Source organism: Arthrobacter glycogeni (assembly GCF_054510815.1).
In genome coordinates this window covers 96,929-112,265 of record NZ_JBTNDV010000003.1, presented here as the reverse complement: position 1 = coordinate 112,265, position 15,337 = coordinate 96,929, and the positions used below count along the sequence as shown (strand labels likewise).

Annotated in this window: 11 protein-coding genes; 4 read left to right on the top strand and 7 right to left on the bottom strand. The window is 63.7% G+C overall.

Annotation, left to right across the window (positions count from 1 at the left end; genetic code table 11):
- Positions 1 to 43 precede the first annotated feature (43 nt).
- The 3 genes from ACX80G_RS04335 to ACX80G_RS04325 all read left to right on the top strand — a co-directional run bounded on the left by ACX80G_RS04335 (position 44) and on the right by ACX80G_RS04325 (position 2,207).
- On the top strand, positions 44 to 1,120 hold the full coding sequence (locus tag ACX80G_RS04335; protein WP_459305872.1) for a multicopper oxidase domain-containing protein: 1,077 nt from the start codon (positions 44 to 46) through the stop codon (positions 1,118 to 1,120).
- Between the two features lie 87 nt (positions 1,121 to 1,207).
- Positions 1,208 to 1,507 (top strand): type II toxin-antitoxin system VapB family antitoxin, encoded by a 300-nt coding sequence (locus tag ACX80G_RS04330; RefSeq protein ID WP_459305871.1) that lies wholly within the window; start codon positions 1,208 to 1,210, stop codon positions 1,505 to 1,507.
- Positions 1,500 to 2,207, top strand: a complete 708-nt coding sequence (locus tag ACX80G_RS04325; RefSeq protein WP_459305870.1) for a LytR C-terminal domain-containing protein — start codon at positions 1,500 to 1,502, stop codon at positions 2,205 to 2,207. The genes ACX80G_RS04330 and ACX80G_RS04325 overlap by 8 nt, the downstream gene beginning before the upstream one ends.
- On the opposite strand, the gene ACX80G_RS04320 is transcribed toward ACX80G_RS04325, so the two are convergent.
- The 3 genes from ACX80G_RS04320 to aceA form a co-directional block, all read right to left on the bottom strand.
- Positions 2,204 to 2,917: a DsbA family oxidoreductase gene (locus tag ACX80G_RS04320; protein WP_459305869.1), complete on the bottom strand. Its 714-nt coding sequence runs from the start codon at positions 2,915 to 2,917 to the stop codon at positions 2,204 to 2,206. The two genes, ACX80G_RS04325 and ACX80G_RS04320, sit on opposite strands and share 4 nt — an antisense overlap.
- Positions 2,918 to 3,034: 117 nt before the next feature.
- Positions 3,035 to 4,654 carry a malate synthase A gene (gene aceB / locus ACX80G_RS04315; protein ID WP_459305868.1) on the bottom strand — a complete coding sequence of 540 codons (1,620 nt, stop codon included), beginning with the start codon at positions 4,652 to 4,654 and terminating at the stop codon, positions 3,035 to 3,037.
- Between the two features lie 28 nt (positions 4,655 to 4,682).
- Complete coding sequence (gene aceA, locus ACX80G_RS04310) at positions 4,683 to 6,023, bottom strand: isocitrate lyase (protein ID WP_459305866.1); 1,341 nt, start codon at positions 6,021 to 6,023, stop codon at positions 4,683 to 4,685.
- A 146-nt stretch (positions 6,024 to 6,169) separates the two neighbouring features.
- Between aceA and ACX80G_RS04305 the strand changes: the two genes are divergently transcribed.
- Positions 6,170 to 7,678, top strand: a complete 1,509-nt coding sequence (locus ACX80G_RS04305) for a helix-turn-helix domain-containing protein (RefSeq protein WP_459305864.1) — start codon at positions 6,170 to 6,172, stop codon at positions 7,676 to 7,678.
- A gap of 88 nt (positions 7,679 to 7,766) precedes the next feature.
- Here ACX80G_RS04305 and ACX80G_RS04300 read toward each other — a convergent pair whose 3' ends face one another.
- The 4 genes from ACX80G_RS04300 to thiD all read right to left on the bottom strand — a co-directional run bounded on the left by ACX80G_RS04300 (position 7,767) and on the right by thiD (position 15,258).
- A complete protein-coding gene (locus ACX80G_RS04300; RefSeq protein WP_459305863.1) occupies positions 7,767 to 11,675 on the bottom strand; it encodes a S8 family serine peptidase in 3,909 nt (1,302 codons plus the stop codon).
- Between the two features lie 300 nt (positions 11,676 to 11,975).
- Positions 11,976 to 12,965 (bottom strand): glycosyltransferase family 2 protein, encoded by a 990-nt coding sequence (locus tag ACX80G_RS04295; protein ID WP_459305862.1) that lies wholly within the window; start codon positions 12,963 to 12,965, stop codon positions 11,976 to 11,978.
- Between the two features lie 8 nt (positions 12,966 to 12,973).
- Complete coding sequence (locus ACX80G_RS04290; protein WP_459305860.1) at positions 12,974 to 14,437, bottom strand: polysaccharide pyruvyl transferase family protein; 1,464 nt, start codon at positions 14,435 to 14,437, stop codon at positions 12,974 to 12,976.
- Positions 14,434 to 15,258: a bifunctional hydroxymethylpyrimidine kinase/phosphomethylpyrimidine kinase gene (gene thiD / locus ACX80G_RS04285; RefSeq protein WP_459305859.1), complete on the bottom strand. Its 825-nt coding sequence runs from the start codon at positions 15,256 to 15,258 to the stop codon at positions 14,434 to 14,436. The genes ACX80G_RS04290 and thiD overlap by 4 nt, the downstream gene beginning before the upstream one ends.
- Between the last annotated feature and the right edge of the window lie 79 nt (positions 15,259 to 15,337).

Sequence of the window (15,337 nt, the reverse complement as noted above, 5' to 3'; positions counted from 1 at the left end):
TCCCGATGACGACGGCGCCCCGAGTCACCGCTTCCGCAGCCAGGTGGACTTCAGCTCAGAACAGCTGGACCTTGAGAACCCTGTCACTGAGTTCCTGCAGACGCCCCAGCGGTCGGTGGTGATGGAGTTCTTTTCCCGCGACCTGGTGTTTGATGATGGAAAGAAATTTGAGGTGTGGAGTTTCGAATCGGAGGATTCCGGGCGGAGCCTGCCGGGACCGACGCTGCGGCCCACCGAAGGCGAGATCTTTCATGCGACGTTCACCCCGGCCAAGGGTGCCCACACCATTCATTGGCACGGCATGGAACCGGATCCACGCAACGACGGCGTCGGACACTCCTCTTTCGAAATCGGAGGCAGTTACACCTACCAGTGGCAGGCCGAGCCGGGTAGGCCTGGGGACCCCAACTACGGGGCGGCGGGCACCTACTTCTATCATTGTCACGTCAACACCGTCCTGCATGCCCAGATGGGGATGTTCGGTGCCCTGGTGGTGGACCCGGTGGTGCATCCCAGCTACCCGGTGACGCCCGGTGCACGCAGACCCTTCGTCGATGGGCCCGAGTACGACATCGCGACCGAATGCCTACTGGTTCCGTATTCGCTGGACCCACGCTGGCATGAAATGAACCATGCCGCCGGACTGTCCGGCGAAGACGTGGGACTTAACCGGTTTGAGCCTAAGAACTTCTATCTGCTGGGAGGCAATCTGGCGGACCGGGGTGACACCGACGGCAGCGTCTGGAGCCTGTCGTCCATCTCAGCCAACGTAGTGCCAGGCGCGCGCAAACCCACCCTACTGAGGATCGTCAACGCCAACTACCTGCCCAATCGGATGTACTTCACCGATGAGGCAGGGCACCCCGCCCGGATCGCCGAGGTCATTGCCCATGACGGGCGGCCCTTCAGGGACACCTCAGTGCCGGGGGTGCCTTCTCCGACCTGCGCGGCGGCAGGCTATCCGCTGCTCACTAGCCTGCTGGGTTTCGGAGCAGCCGAACGGTACGACGTCATGCTGCTGCCTCCGACGGCCGGCCGGTACGAATTGAAGGTCGAATGGGAAGACTGGATTACTGGCGAAGTGCTCGCGGCACGGACCATACCGATCATCGCGACCTGACCGGCCGGAACGTAACCTTTCGGCCACTAAACCCCGTTGGGCGCGGCTCATGTTCCATTGACCGTTGATGTTCTCTAGTCTGTATTGGTGATCTTCAAAGCCGTAAGCGCCGGACGCCCCTACCCTGACCATGGTCATGTGACCCCGAAGGACTGGGCCAGCGTCGCACCTCGTCAGGTGCGCCTGGACGACTTGGTGACCACCAAAACCACCCTGGACCTTGAGGCGCTGCTAGCCGAGGACTCCACCTTTTTCGGCGACCTGTTCCCACATGTAGTCCAGTGGAACAAGACGCTGTACCTCGAAGACGGGTTACACCGTGCCGTTCGAACCGCCTTGCACCAACGGACTATTCTGCATGCGCGCGTGCTGGTGATCGATGACTGACCAGTCGCCGCACCGGCACGAAACCAAGAAGTCCAAGAAGAATCCGATCGAGTGGCACGGTCACCGGATCGTCACTGAAAACGATCTGGACAATGTGTTCGCCGATACCGGGGACGTTGAGCGACCGCATATCTACATGCGGCGGCTCAGGCACGGCGTGGTCCTGGTGGTACTGGTCGCGTTGGTGGCGACAGCGGTTTTCGTGGCCATCGGCATCAACCGTGGGGATATCCGGATTGCGGCCCTGGAACCTGACCTCGCACCGACCTACACCTGCCCCGCGGGACCATTCGAGGTGCAGTCACCCTCGGCGGTCACCGTTAACCTCTATAACAGCACCACCATCGATGGGTTGGCAGGAACCGTCGGCGAGAGCCTGCAGGGCCGCGCCTTTGTCGTCGGCGAAGTGGCCAATCGCACGGTGAACCGGGTAGGCATGACCGCGATCGTCGTGTCCGGGCCCACCGGATACGCGAACGCTTTTACCGTGCAACGTCAGATCCCCGGGACGACTTTCGTTGAGGACGAGCGCACCGACGCGACCGTCGACGTCGTCGTCGGATCAGGGTTCGAGACTCTCATCGCCGAGGAAGACCTGGATACGACGCCGGCCGGGCTGATCTGCACCGACCCGGCGACGGCGTCCGCCGAGCCCGAGTCGGCGTCCGGGCCTCCCGAAGCCACTCCGGCGGCGCCCTAGCTACAGCCGTCCGGGCCGCACGTTTCGCCGTCGGAACCCGCAGTTGACCCCGCAGGACTAACGAGCGTGAGGGGGTTCGCTTCCTTCCACGCGGTGTCCAGCGCCTCGGCGAACAGGTCCGTGGGCTGGGCTCCGGAGATGCCGTACTTCCGGTCGATGACGAAGAAGGGGACACCGCTGATACCGAGGGCGCGGGCTTCGGCGATATCCTGCCGGACGTCGTCGGCGAATCGGTCGGTGCCCAGGGTGTCACGCACGTCCTGCTCCGTGAGGCCGAGGCTCGCACCCAGGCCCACCAGGAACTCAGTGTCCGAGGTGTCCTTGCCCTGCTCAAAGTGGGCGGACAGGATGGCCTCCTTGGCCGCATCGCCGAGACCCTGGGATTTGGCCAGGTGCAGGAACCGATGGGCCGTGAAGCTATTACCCACCACGACGTCCTCGAACCGGAAATCCAGGCCCTCGCCCGCGGCTGAGGCGGAGAGGCTGTCCCACATCTGGCGGACCTGGTCCTCTGGGATGCCCTTGCGCTCCGCGAGGTACTGCTGCTCGGTGCCGTCGTAGTGGTCTGGTAGGTCCGGATCGAGCTGGAAACTCTTCCAGGTCACCGTGACCTGGTCCCGGTGGGCGAACCCCGCCAGGGCTTTCTCGAACCGGCGCTTGCCGACGAAACACCAGGGACACTTGACGTCTGACCAAATTTCAATCTGCATACCTCGCACAACGCGGGGGTGGCTTCGGCATATTCCCGCCACTCAATAGAGACGCGCCCGCACCCAACCGGATGCGGACGCGTCACTGTTCGTCCAGACATTCGTCTAGATGTCGGTTTAGACGGGTGCGAGCTCCCTGCTCTCGTGCAGGTAGCGGGCGTAGGCGGGGACGGTGAGGAACGTGGGGAACTCCTCGCCGAGTGCCACCTCCTCGAAGATCGCGCGGGCGTCGTCAAACCGGTCGCCGTCGAAGCGCTCCAGTCCCTCAAATTCCTCCTCCAGCAGTTCGGCCACCCAGCCGTGGGTGATCACTTCGCCGTCGTCGGTCACCGCACCCGAATAGATCCACTGCCAGATCTGCGACCGGGAGATCTCGGCCGTGGCCGCGTCCTCCATCAGGGAATTGATCGCCGCAGCACCATTGCCGCGCAGCCACGACTCGATGTACCTCACACCCACCTCGAGATTGCCGCGGATGCCACCCTCGGTGATGACCCCGGGGGTGCCAGCGATGTCCAGCAGCGCCTTATCGTCGGGGACGACGTCGTCGCGCAGCCTGGTGAGCTGGTTCGGTTCGCTACCAAGCACCGAATCAAACACCTCCATGGCCACCGGAACCAGGTCCGGGTGAGCCACCCAGGAGCCGTCGAACCCGTCGTTCGCTTCGCGCGTCTTGTCAGCCCGCACCTTCTCCAGTGCGACGGCGTTAGCCGCCTCGTCGCGTCGGTTCGGGATGTTCGCCGCCATCCCGCCAATCGCATGGGCACCCCGGCGGTGGCAGATTCGCACTAGTTGCTCCGTGTAGGACCGCATGAACGGGGCGGTCATGGTCACCATGGACCGGTCGGGAAGGACGAAACGGGGTCCGCGGGTCCTGAAGTTCTTGATCACGGAGAAGATGTAGTCCCACCGGCCCGCGTTCAAACCAGCGGCGTGTTCGCGCAGCTCGTAGAGGATCTCTTCCATCTCGAAGGCCGCGGTGATGGTCTCGATCAGAACCGTGGCGCGGATGGTGCCCTGGGGGAGCCCGAGGAGCTGCTGGGCCTGGACGAAAATGTCATTCCACAGCCGCGCTTCGAGGTGGTTTTCGATCTTCGGTAGGTAAAAGTACGGGCCACGGCCCTGCTCGATCAGGGTCCGGGCGTTGTGGAAGATATACAGCCCGAAGTCCACCAGGCCGCCGGCAATCGGGGTGTTGTTGATCAGCAGGTGCTTTTCCGGCAGATGCCAGCCGCGGGGCCGGACCACGATGGTCGGACGGTCCGCGCCCAGGTGGTACTCCTTACCCTCCGGGGAGGTGAAGTCGATCCGGTCCGCGAGGGCATCGCGCAGGTTGATCTGCCCATTGATGACGTTAGACCAGCTCGGGGTGGAGGAGTCCTCCATGTCAGCGAGCCACACCTTGGCGCCCGAGTTGAGCGCGTTGATGGTCATCTTTCGGTCCACCGGCCCGGTGATTTCCACCCGGCGGTCCTCCAGTCCCGGAGCGACCGGCGCCACCCGCCAGCCGGTATCGTCCCTGATGTGTTTCGTTTCCGGGAGGAAACGCGGGTCGGTGCCGTTGGAGATCCTGGCACGGGACTGCTGCCGCAACTGTAGGAGTTCCTGCCGTCGGGTCCCCGTCGATTGATGCAGCCGCCGCAAAAATTCGAGTGCCTCGGGGGTGAGAATTTCGTCCTGGCGGCGCACGGCCGGCGCCGTCAGGGTAACGCCGTTGAGAGTGATCAGGTTGTTCATGGTGTGCCTCCTGGAAAAGTGGTGGGGGTTAGTGGAACTGCTGCGCCTCGGTGGAGCCGGCCAGTGCGAGGGTGCTGCCCGTGGGGTTCAGAGCGGTGGCGACCTGGTCGAAGTAGCCGGTTCCCACCTCGCGCTGGTGCTTGGTTGCGGTGTAGCCGCGGGATTCGGCGGCGAACTCTCGTTCCTGCAGCTCGACGTAAGCGCTCATGCCGTCGCGTGCATAGCTTTCGGCAAGATCGAACATCGAGTAGTTGAGGGCGTGGAAGCCGGCCAGGGTGATGAACTGGAAGGTGAAGCCCATGGCGCCGAGCTCACGCTGGAACCTGGCGATCGTCGCGTCATCGAGGTGCTTCTTCCAGTTGAACGACGGCGAGCAATTGTACGCGAGCATCTGGTCCGGATACTCCGACTTGATGCCCTCAGCGAACTTCCGCGCCAGATCAAGATCGGGTGTTCCGGTCTCCATCCACAGCAGGTCCGCGTACGGTGCGTAGGCGCGGCCCCGCGCAATGCAGGCGTCCAGCCCGTTACGCACGGTGTAGAAGCCTTCGGGAGTGCGCTCGCCGGTGATGAACGGTTGGTCCCGCTCGTCAACGTCCGATGTGATCAGCGTTGCCGCCTCAGCATCGGTCCGCGCCACGACCACCGATGGTGCGCCGGCGACGTCGGCCGCGAGCCGGGCGGCGTTGAGGGTCCGCACATGCTGCTGAGTGGGGATGAGCACCTTACCGCCGAGGTGGCCGCACTTCTTCTCGGAAGCGAGCTGATCTTCCCAGTGAACGCCCGCGGCGCCGGCCTGGATCATCGACTTCATCAGTTCGTAGGCGTTGAGCGGGCCACCGAAGCCGGCCTCGGCGTCGGCGATGATGGGCACCAGGTAGTCCTCCACCGTCTGGACGCCCTCGGCGAAGTCGATCTGGTCGGCACGCAGCAAAGCGTTGTTGATGCGCCGCACCACAGTCGGGACCGAGTTGGCGGGGTAGAGGGACTGGTCGGGGTAGGTGTGGCCCGAGTTGTTGGCATCGGCGGCGACCTGCCAGCCGGACAGGTAGATGGCCTTCAGGCCGGCTTTGACCTGCTGCACCGCCTGGTTACCGGTCAACGCGCCAAGCGAGTGGGTGTACTCGCCCGTTCGGGCCTGATCGGTCAGCTGGGTCCAGAGCTTCTCGGCGCCGCGCTTGGCCAGGGTGTGCTCCTCCTGGACCCGGCCGCGGAGGCGGACGACGTCGGCCGCCGAATAGTCGCGCTTGACGTTATCCCAGCGGGGATTGGCCGACCACTCGAGTTCGAGCTCCCGCTCCGCGGATCCTTCGGCGCCCTGGCCAGTCGATGTTGTGTGGGCGGGTGGGGTGGTCTGGTCCTGTGTCATTGCGTTCTCCTTTGAATTCCCTGAGCCGCGGTTCCAAGTTCATAAAGTATTCGACGGCTTCGTAGAACCAACCTTTCTACCATTCCGGCCCCTTGCCTAGACGAAACTACTGGCAAGAAGCGCACTTCTTCGCGTAACCTCAACAAATGACTAACATGCCGATCAGACCAGCCACCTGGAACCGGCCAGGGCCCAGTGGGTCTGCCACGATAAGTTCCGGAGGGCCGGGGGACCTCGACGCGATCAGCCTGGGCCGACGGATCCGCCACCTCAGGAAAGCGAAGGGGATGACGCTCGACGATCTCGGCGCCGTCGTCGGCACTGTTGCGTCGCAGTTGTCGCTGATCGAGAACGGCAAACGGGAACCGAAGCTGGGGATGCTGCAGGGGCTCGCGGCGGCGCTCGGGGTGGGCATCGATCAGCTGCTGGGTGCGGAGCCGCCCTCCAGGAGGGCGGCTCTGGAGATTGAGCTGGAGCGGGCGCAGCGCGGCCCGCTGTACGGGTCCCTCGGTCTGCCGAAGGTGCGCATCTCCGCACGGCTACCGATGGAGGTCCTCGAATCGCTGGTGGGGCTTCAGGGGGAGCTGGAGCGGCGGCTCAACGAGCAAGTAGCCACTCCTGAGGAGGCCCGCCGGGCCAACGCCGAACTGCGGGGGGAGATGCGCCGCCAGAACAACTACTTTCCCGACCTCGAAGCCGAAGCGCAGAAGGTCCTGGATTCGGTGGGTCACACCACGGGGCCCATGTCGCAACACCTGATCGCTGACATTGCAACGCACCTGGGGTTTACCCTGCATCATGTGGGCGACCTGCCGCATTCAACGCGCTCCGTCACTGATCTAAAGAACCGCAGGATCTACCTGACGCAGTCGCAGCGGACCGATCACGATCCGCGCTCGGTGTTGCTGCAGGCACTGGGGCACTACGTGTTGGACCACCAGACGCCCGAAAACTATCGAGAGTTCCTCCGGCAGCGGGTGGCCACCAACTACTTCGCCGCCGCGTTGTTGCTGCCGGAGAAACCGGCTGTGCAGTTCCTGCAGCGGTCTAAGGCGGCCAAGGAGATCGCCGTCGAGGACATCCGCGATGCCTTCGCCGTGTCCTACGAGACCGCGGCGCACCGGTTCACCAACCTCGCCACCGAGCACCTGGGTATCCCCACCCATTTTCAGAAGACCCACGAGAGCGGGATTATCTATAAGGCCTATGAGAATGACGGCGTCACGTTCCCCCAGGATCATACCGGCGCCATTGAGGGACAGCCCTCCTGTAAACGGTGGACGTCACGGGTGGTATTTGAGGTAGCCGACAAGTTCCGTGCGTACAACCAGTACACGGACACTCCCAGCGGCACGTACTGGTGCACGGCCAGGACCGAACGGTCGGCCAACGGCGAATTCTCGCTGAGCATCGGGGTGCCGTACGCGCACGTGAAATGGTTCAGGGGCCGGGACACCGCCATGCGGGAGAAGTCCTTCTGCCCGGATGAGGCGTGCTGTCGGCGCCCGCCGTCGTCGTTGGCTGAGAACTGGGCCGGTCACGCCTGGCCTAGCGCCCGGGCGCACTCCCATCTGCTGGCCGCGATGCCGCCCGGTGCGTTCCCCGGGGTGGACGAGACCGAGGTGTACAGCTTCCTTGAGGCCCACTCGGACTGACCGGGGACCTTTTCCTAGTGCAAAAAGTAGTGGCCACCTGTTGCCGGGTGGCCACCACTTTTTGGTGTCTAGCTGATGCTAACCGTGGTTACGGGTTGCACCCGCCGTTGTTTTCGTTGTAGCCGTCCAGGCGCTCGATGAACGCAGCCATAGCGTCACGCGCGACTGGCTGAAGGCTCTTGTACTCGCCATCAGGGAAGCCCCGGGTGATCTTGTTCTCGGCCATCCAGGAGATTTCCCGGTGGAACTGGTCGTTCACCGGAACATCCCGGAACGGTTTGACCTGAGGTGCCTGATAATCTGCCGCGTCGCCGATGTTGCAGTAGAGCCCGGCGAAACGATTCATGAATGCTGCCATTGCATCACGGTTGACGGGAGCCAGCGGACGGTAGGTGACCGCCCCGTTGCCCTCGTCGTATCCGGTCGACAAACCAGTCTCGGCCATCCAGGACATTTCCCTGTAGAACTGGGTGTCCGTGGTGATGTCATCGAAAGGCGACACCGTCGGCTCGGCATAGGCAGGCTTGCCGGCCAGGCGGTAGAGGAACGCCGCCATCGCGTCGCGGTTGATCGAGGCGAGCGGGCGGTACGTGCCATCCGGGTAACCGGTGGTCAGGCCTCGGTCGGCGAGCCAGTTGATTGCGTCCTCGTGCTCGTTCCCCGCAACATCCGGGAAGCGAAGCTGATCAACCTGAAGTCCCACAATTTCGTCCTTCAGCCCGGTTGCGTTCTGGTGGTGCAGGAACAACGCACGGGCATCGGTGACGCCCTCCTGGCGGTTGACGCCCAGCAATGCCCCGTCGGCCGAAACAAAGGAGGCGTCGGGGGTTGCGCCAGCAAACCACAGCTCAGGCTCCGTGACGTTGAAGTCGATCCAGTCGGTGGAATCCACCGGACCGTTCTCGCCATCCTCGTCAACGTTGAAGGAACTGTAGGTTGCCACGCGGTACTTGATGGGTGCCGATGCTTCCAGATCGAGGCCAAGCGCTGCGACCGGGATGGGGAAGGTGACGACGTTGGTGTCGAAGGTGTTGGTGTCAACGCTGCCGTCAACGCCATTGGCGGAGACGACGGCGAGTGCAGAGACGTTGCCTTCCGCGTCGACCGGACCAAGCGAACCGTCAGCGTTGAGTTCGTAGACTTCGAAGAGGATCAGGTCCAGGTCAGCAGCGCGGCTGGTGAATCCGACGTGGTCGGCTGTGCTGTCGTTGTCCGTGTCGAACTCGACCTCGATGGCGTTGTTACCGCCAAGCTGGCCCCAGTTCTGCCAGGTGCTGATGCCGAGGTTGAAGACAGCGGGGGCCTTCTCGTCCTCTGGATCGCCACCGGCTGCAACCACTGCGGGGACCGTTGACGATGCGCCGACTGAACGCAGGTCATAGGAGTACAGGGATTCCAGCGGACGCTTGTCGGCCCGGGGGCTTTCAGCGCCGAGCACGAGTGGGGACACAATTGACTCATACAGCGAGCCTTCCCCACCCTGCGCCAGGCCACGGCCCTCCAGGGCGATTGCAGTCTCAAGAGTCGAGGCGTTCTCGAACATGATCTTCGCGCCAGCCGAAATCTCGGACGTAGGCTTCGGTGCCGAGTAGACGGGGACACGGAGTTTCTGGCCCTCTGCTCCAAGCAGCTGTACCCGTCCGGACACGTCGGCGAGGTACTGGCGGGGCACCCCGAGCTGGGTTGCCTCAGCGGCGGGGTCGATCGTCTTCGCCAGCGCAGCAGGATCGTCGATGCTCATGATGACATCAAGCGTGATGGTTCCGTTGGCAGGCACATTGACCACCTCGGGGAACACCGTGATCTCAACACCTGGCATGGTGGATGCCTTGAGGTAGCTGGTCGTGTAGGTCAGGACGGCGTCCGACTTGTTTTCGACGGTGACCTGCTTGGTGATCTCCGTCTTCTCGGTCCCGAGTTCCAGTACACCGAAGTTTACCGAGGTCAGTGATGGATCCTCGGTTGCGTAGGCCAGCACCCGGGTGTCGAGGGCCTGGACCGCGTCCACCCGACCCGAACCGACCCGGTTGGGTGCGTAGGCGACTCCGTCAGCGGTCAGTAGATCCGCTGTTGCCGTGTTCATGATCATTGACTTGATTTCGTACGGGTTGAAGTCGGTGGCACCAACCAGCAGCGCTGCGATGCCGGCAGTGTGAGGGGCGGCCATCGATGTGCCACTCTTTACCGAAGCGCCGGATCCTGTGCCGACCTGGACCGAACCGGTTGAGACACCGGGGGCCGCGACGTCAGGCTTCACCACCCCGTTCGAGCCATGAATTCCTCGGGACGAGAAGGAAGCCAGCGTGTCCAGTGCCCCGGAGCTAGCTCCGGCAGTTGCCTGGTACTCAGAATCCAGAAGGACTTCCAAGGTGCCAGCCGCTGCTGCCGGTTCCAACTGTTCGGAGAACTCGGCGTTTAGCTGGACGCCGGGAATGGTTGCGTTGCCGCCGATTCCAGAGGCAAAGACTGACCGGGGCGAGTCGAGGACTACACCTTCTCCGCCTGCGGCTTCGACGTTGTTGAAGCGCACGCCCGATCCGCAAGGGAATTCGCCGTTCTCCTCCCACTGCAGCCAGACCCATTTGCCGTCGAACGTGTTTGGAGCGAAGGGCTGGCAGCCGAACGCATTGGCTGCGGGGGCTTTGACGACGGTTCCCGTGAGCTGGTCGGGGGTGGCGTTGGTGTAGTTAAAGTTTTGCGCGTACTGGCCAGCAGCCTGCCCCGCTTCTGGTGCGAGTACATCAATCCGGTCCAGGGTGACCTGGGAGCCGACGCTAGCAGCGACGGTGAGCGCCGACTTGGCGCTGCCGGGGGAGCCGCCGATGTCGTAAATGTCGCCGTCGTTACCTGACGAAACGACTGAGAGGACGCCAAGGGTGGTGAGCTCGTTGACGATGTCGTTTTCGGGGTCGTCATACGCTGGGAAGGAGGAGCCAAGCGACATGTTGACTACCTGCGCGCGGTCGTCGAAGTTGCCGTCACGGTTGGGGTCGAGCACGTAGTCGAGCGCCTGGCCGACGACGGAACTGGAGCCTTCGCAACCGAAGACGCGGAGCGCAACCAGCTGTGCGTCGGGGGCCGAGCCGGGGCCGATCCGCATGGCGTTGACGCCGTCGGCGTCGAGGTCGGAATAGTCGCCGTCGAACGTGGTGCCGTCGTCGTTGACGCCGTAGCCCGCGGCGGTGCCTGCGACATGAGAGCCGTGGCTCTGGCAGTCGAGGGGGTTGAGGTCCGGCTGGGGAGTGTCGTTGTCCGGGTCGTTCGCGTTGTAGTCGTCGCCAACGAGGTCGAAGCCGCCCACGTACTTAGCGGCATCGAATAGAGCTGGATCGGGTTCCAGATCGGCCTTCGCCTGCTCGAATGCCTCGATGGTGCCGGGCCCGCCGAAGCCGGAATGGGTGTAATCGAGTCCGGTGTCCAGGACAGCGATGGTGACTCCCTCGCCAGTCTGGTCTCGGGCCGTCCAGGCATCAAGAGCGCGAGTGTCGATATCCGCGCCCTTGTTGGTCACGGTCTTCGGCACAATACCGGTGATCTTCACGACATCGGGGCGGGCAGCAAGTGCCCTGATCGCCTCGGCGTCGCCCTGAATGGCAACACCGGGGAGCGTGTTGGACGTGGTGTAGAGCTGCGTGGCCGACGCTTCGTCGGCCACAGAATCTGCCTGCTGCTCGATTCCGGACCTGATGTTCAGGACGTCGCCCGTCCGGTCCAACGGCGCTTTGAGACCGCTGAGAACCTCTGCTGGCTGGGTCTGTTCGAAGGCGCCTTTGCCCGAGAACTGGATGTAGGCCGCAGTCGAACCCTTTCTGTTCTTCAGATCCGCGCTGACTTTGAGATCGGGTAATGCCTGGAGCTCGATTCCCTCAGCAGTGGGCTCGCCCGATGACGGCGATTCCAGAGCTGAAGCAGGCGCCCACATGCTGGAAGCCAGAACAAGGCCAGTTAGCGATGCCAACACAGCCTTCCCCGTATTCCGGTGGTATGACTTGCTCATACTTCTCCTTAGTGAGGCTCAGACATGGCCACTTGCCGGGATCCTTGGTTAGCTCCCCGCAAGTACTGCTGACACGGCCATGACAGATGTGAGTGACATTCCTGGAGTGAACGAGTTGCGCCAGCAGTATTTCGTCAGTGGATGCCGGCAGACCCGACCCCCTCCACCGGTACCACTTTTCTGTGTAGTGGGTCACAAGTCAACGGGTACCACATAAAAAACTTAGTTAAGTTAGGCAATTTCCTTGCAATTCCCTGAAGACTGCCGCGGGGTGTGAAATCGCGATCCTTTCGCCCGGCTCTAGCGCCGAGTCACTCGGTCTTTCAACCGGCGGTACCGGCGACGCGCCAGCGAGACGAGGCTGGCGTCGCTTATCGCCTCCTCCAGTACCCGCATCCTTTCGGAGAGTTGACGGTTCGCATCGAGAATCTGCCGCAGGAGGTCCTCCGAGTAGTTCTGCCGCTCGTGCAAATGATCGAACTCGCGCTGCTGATATGCAGTCTGGTACAGGAGCGACCCGAGACCGGACCGGCCCGCGTATTCCTTGAGGTGCTGCTCGCGCACCTTCCGGTCCAGCAGTTTGTGATCAGCATCATCGATGATCACGCTGTTCCCTAGATCTCCGGTTGCCTCCCGGCGCTGATTCCAGAAGGCCAGGGGTTCAGCGCCGAGGAAGCCCAGGGTGTGGTGGCGCAGCAGCCGGAGCTGAAATTCCCAGTCACCCACGACGGAGAGAGATTCGTCGTAGTACCCGATCTGGTCGTGAATCGACCGGCGATAGAGCACCGAGATGGGAACGCAGCGGTTGTGCCGCAAAGTGTCAAAGAGGGTCACTGACCGCATCTCGGGCAGGAAGATCTCACGGCCGACTTCCTCGATCGTTCCGTCCAGAATCCGCTCGTAGACGATCTCGGTGCGTACCGCCACGCCGGCGTCGTCGTGCTGCGCCAGGTGGGCCAGGGTCCGCTCGAGAAAGGCGGGGTGCCATTCGTCGTCGTCGTCGTGGATCGCAATAAACTCCGAGTCTGTCGCGCGGATACCGGCATTGGATGCCGCCTCCATCCCGAGCGCGGCGTCGTGGTGGATAACCTGAACCCGCCCGCCGAGCTGCGCGCGGTACCGGTCCACGACGGGGTCCACTTCGGCGCGGTCGCCGCCGTCGTTGACGACGACGAGAGTCCAGTCGGACACGGTTTGGTTGAGGACATCCCGCAGGGCACGGTCCAAAAGGAGCGAGCGGTTCCGGGACCGCATGATGATGGCAACTGAGGCGGGGGAAGCGGTGGTCACAGGAGTCCTTAGGCGGCTTTGCGCGGTCGCAGCCGCGATCGGAGTGAGGCGAGGATGCGGACCAGTCGGAAACTGGAGGAGTTGAACCAGCCCTGCAGCTCGTTGCGCGCTGCTGTGGCTTCGCCGTCAAGGTGTTCCCGGGTCTTGTGCAGGCGGGCGATTTCCGCCGACATGGGCAGGAATACCACTCGCGCCGCAGCGGCGGTGGTAGCCCACGTGCCCTCGGGTACCAGCTCCTGGTGTAGGCGTGGGACGAGGAGGTCGGCGGGGTGACCGTGCAGGGCCCGCACAACAGTGTCCCACCAGGCGGCTGATTCGGCCAGTTTCTGCTGGCGGAGGGATTGCATCTGATGCATAATGTCGGCGCGTCGTTGCCAGGCTTCGTGGATGGCGAGCCGAACGGTGCCGTCCAGCAGGGACGGCAGCGCCAGGACGAACTCGGCCAGCCCCCAGTGAGCGAGTGCCCCACGCAGTCGCACGTCGCTATATTCATCGAGGGACAGGGCTACCGTCGGCACGGCGCCGTCGAGTGCGAAAACCACCGGGTGGTAGCGCGACGTGACGACCATTGCGGCTCTCGAGGTCAAGACCGCGGTGTCCCGCGCTGACGCGATCTCCCTGGCCTCAACGGCGGAGGTCATCGCGGCCGCGATCTCGGCGTGCATGGTTTCATCGACGCCGCCCTCCCCCTGCACCGCCATGTGGGGGAGGAGGAGCACCGGCAGGCCGGTGAGTTCGGCCGCATCGTCCAGCACCTTGGCGACCGCCCGGACGAAGACGTTGCGCGGGCAGGCCCCCGTCCCCCCGGCGAAGGTTCCCACAAGGTAGGCGCCTGCTGGCGGGTTTCGGTGCGATTGTCCCTCGCCGGGCGTCGCGCTTGTGGCGAGGAACGATGCGTCGTCGAGGCTGGGCGCCACGGTGGTTCCGGTCAGCTCGCGCGCGAGCTTCAGCGTGCTGGCCTCGCGCGCTCCCACCAGGGTGGCGAGCGAGAGCATCCGTGCAGCGACGTCGCGGTCCGCTTCGTATAGCAGCGGACCGACGGTTTGGCCGGCGATGACAACCGTCTTCCCGAGGTGCCGGGCGATCTCGACGACCGCTGCACGCTCGTACAGCAGCCAGCCATACACCGAGTTCATGTTGCCGCCGCCCGCGATCAGCACGGCGTCGCAGCCGGAGATGGTCTCGATGAGCTGGTGTACCTGATCATCATTGGCCAGTCCGTGTGGCTTACCGGCCAGGAAGGAAAGAATGTCATTCAGGTAGTGCCGGTACGCGGCGTAGGGCCACGGGAATTCGATGGTCGGCGCCGCTTCGACCCCGAACCGGCCGACGGTGTCGGTGACATTCCGGCTGAGCAGGACGACGTCCTTGATGTCGCGGGCGGCGAGTTCGTCAACGGCCGCATGGGTCATCGCGTCATCTCCGACGTGGTAAACCCGCTGTCCGATGTCGCCTAGAATCGCAATCCTCATGCTCGGATCCCGGCCGCGCCGCCCTGCCAGACGGCGTCGAACGGTGCCTGGGACGAGACCCTATGTCGAATCCCCTCGGTCACGAATGTCTTGGCAGTTCGGGCGGCTTCCAGAGGCGTGGCACCTTTGGACAGTTCGGCCGCGATGGCGGCGGCGAGCGTGCACCCCGCCCCGCTGACCGCCACGTCGCCGACCTTCGGGGCGGACAGCAGCTCAAGGGTGGTGCCATCGAAGTAGACGTCAACGGCGTTCGCGCCTTCCACTCGGACACCACCCTTCGCGACGACGACGGCCCCGCTGATCTCGTGGATCCGCTGGGCGGCTTCCTGCAGATCCTCAATCGTGTTGATGGTCATCCCGGAAAGCGATTCGGCTTCGAAGTGGTTGGGCGTGACCACAGTGGCCAGCGGAAGAATGCTGGCCTTCAGGGCCTGGTCGGTGTCGAGTGCGGCGCCCGGCTCCTGCCCCTTGCAGATCAACACCGGGTCCAATACGACATTCCGCCACCGTTGACTCTTCAACGCTGCCGCCACAGTGTTGATCGTCGAGGGGGTCCCGAGCATGCCAATCTTGACTGTCTCCAGCGGATAGCACGTCTGGGCAGCCTCCAACTGATCGGCGATCACCTGCGGGTCAACCGGCACGAAGCGGTGGTTCCAGTTGTCCTTCGGATCGAAGGACACAATGCAGGTCAGGGTCGCGATGCCGTAGACACCCAACTCCTGGAAGGTCCTGAGGTCGGCCTGGGCGCCGGCGCCACCGGTTGCCTCGGATCCGGCGATGGTCAGGGTCACGGCTGGGGCGGAATGAGGTAGGGGCATTCCTATAGTCTGCCCACTTTCCTCCGGGGCGGCCAGTTCAGGGCATCTCTTCCCGCCGTGGGAGAATTAGGCTGCCCGG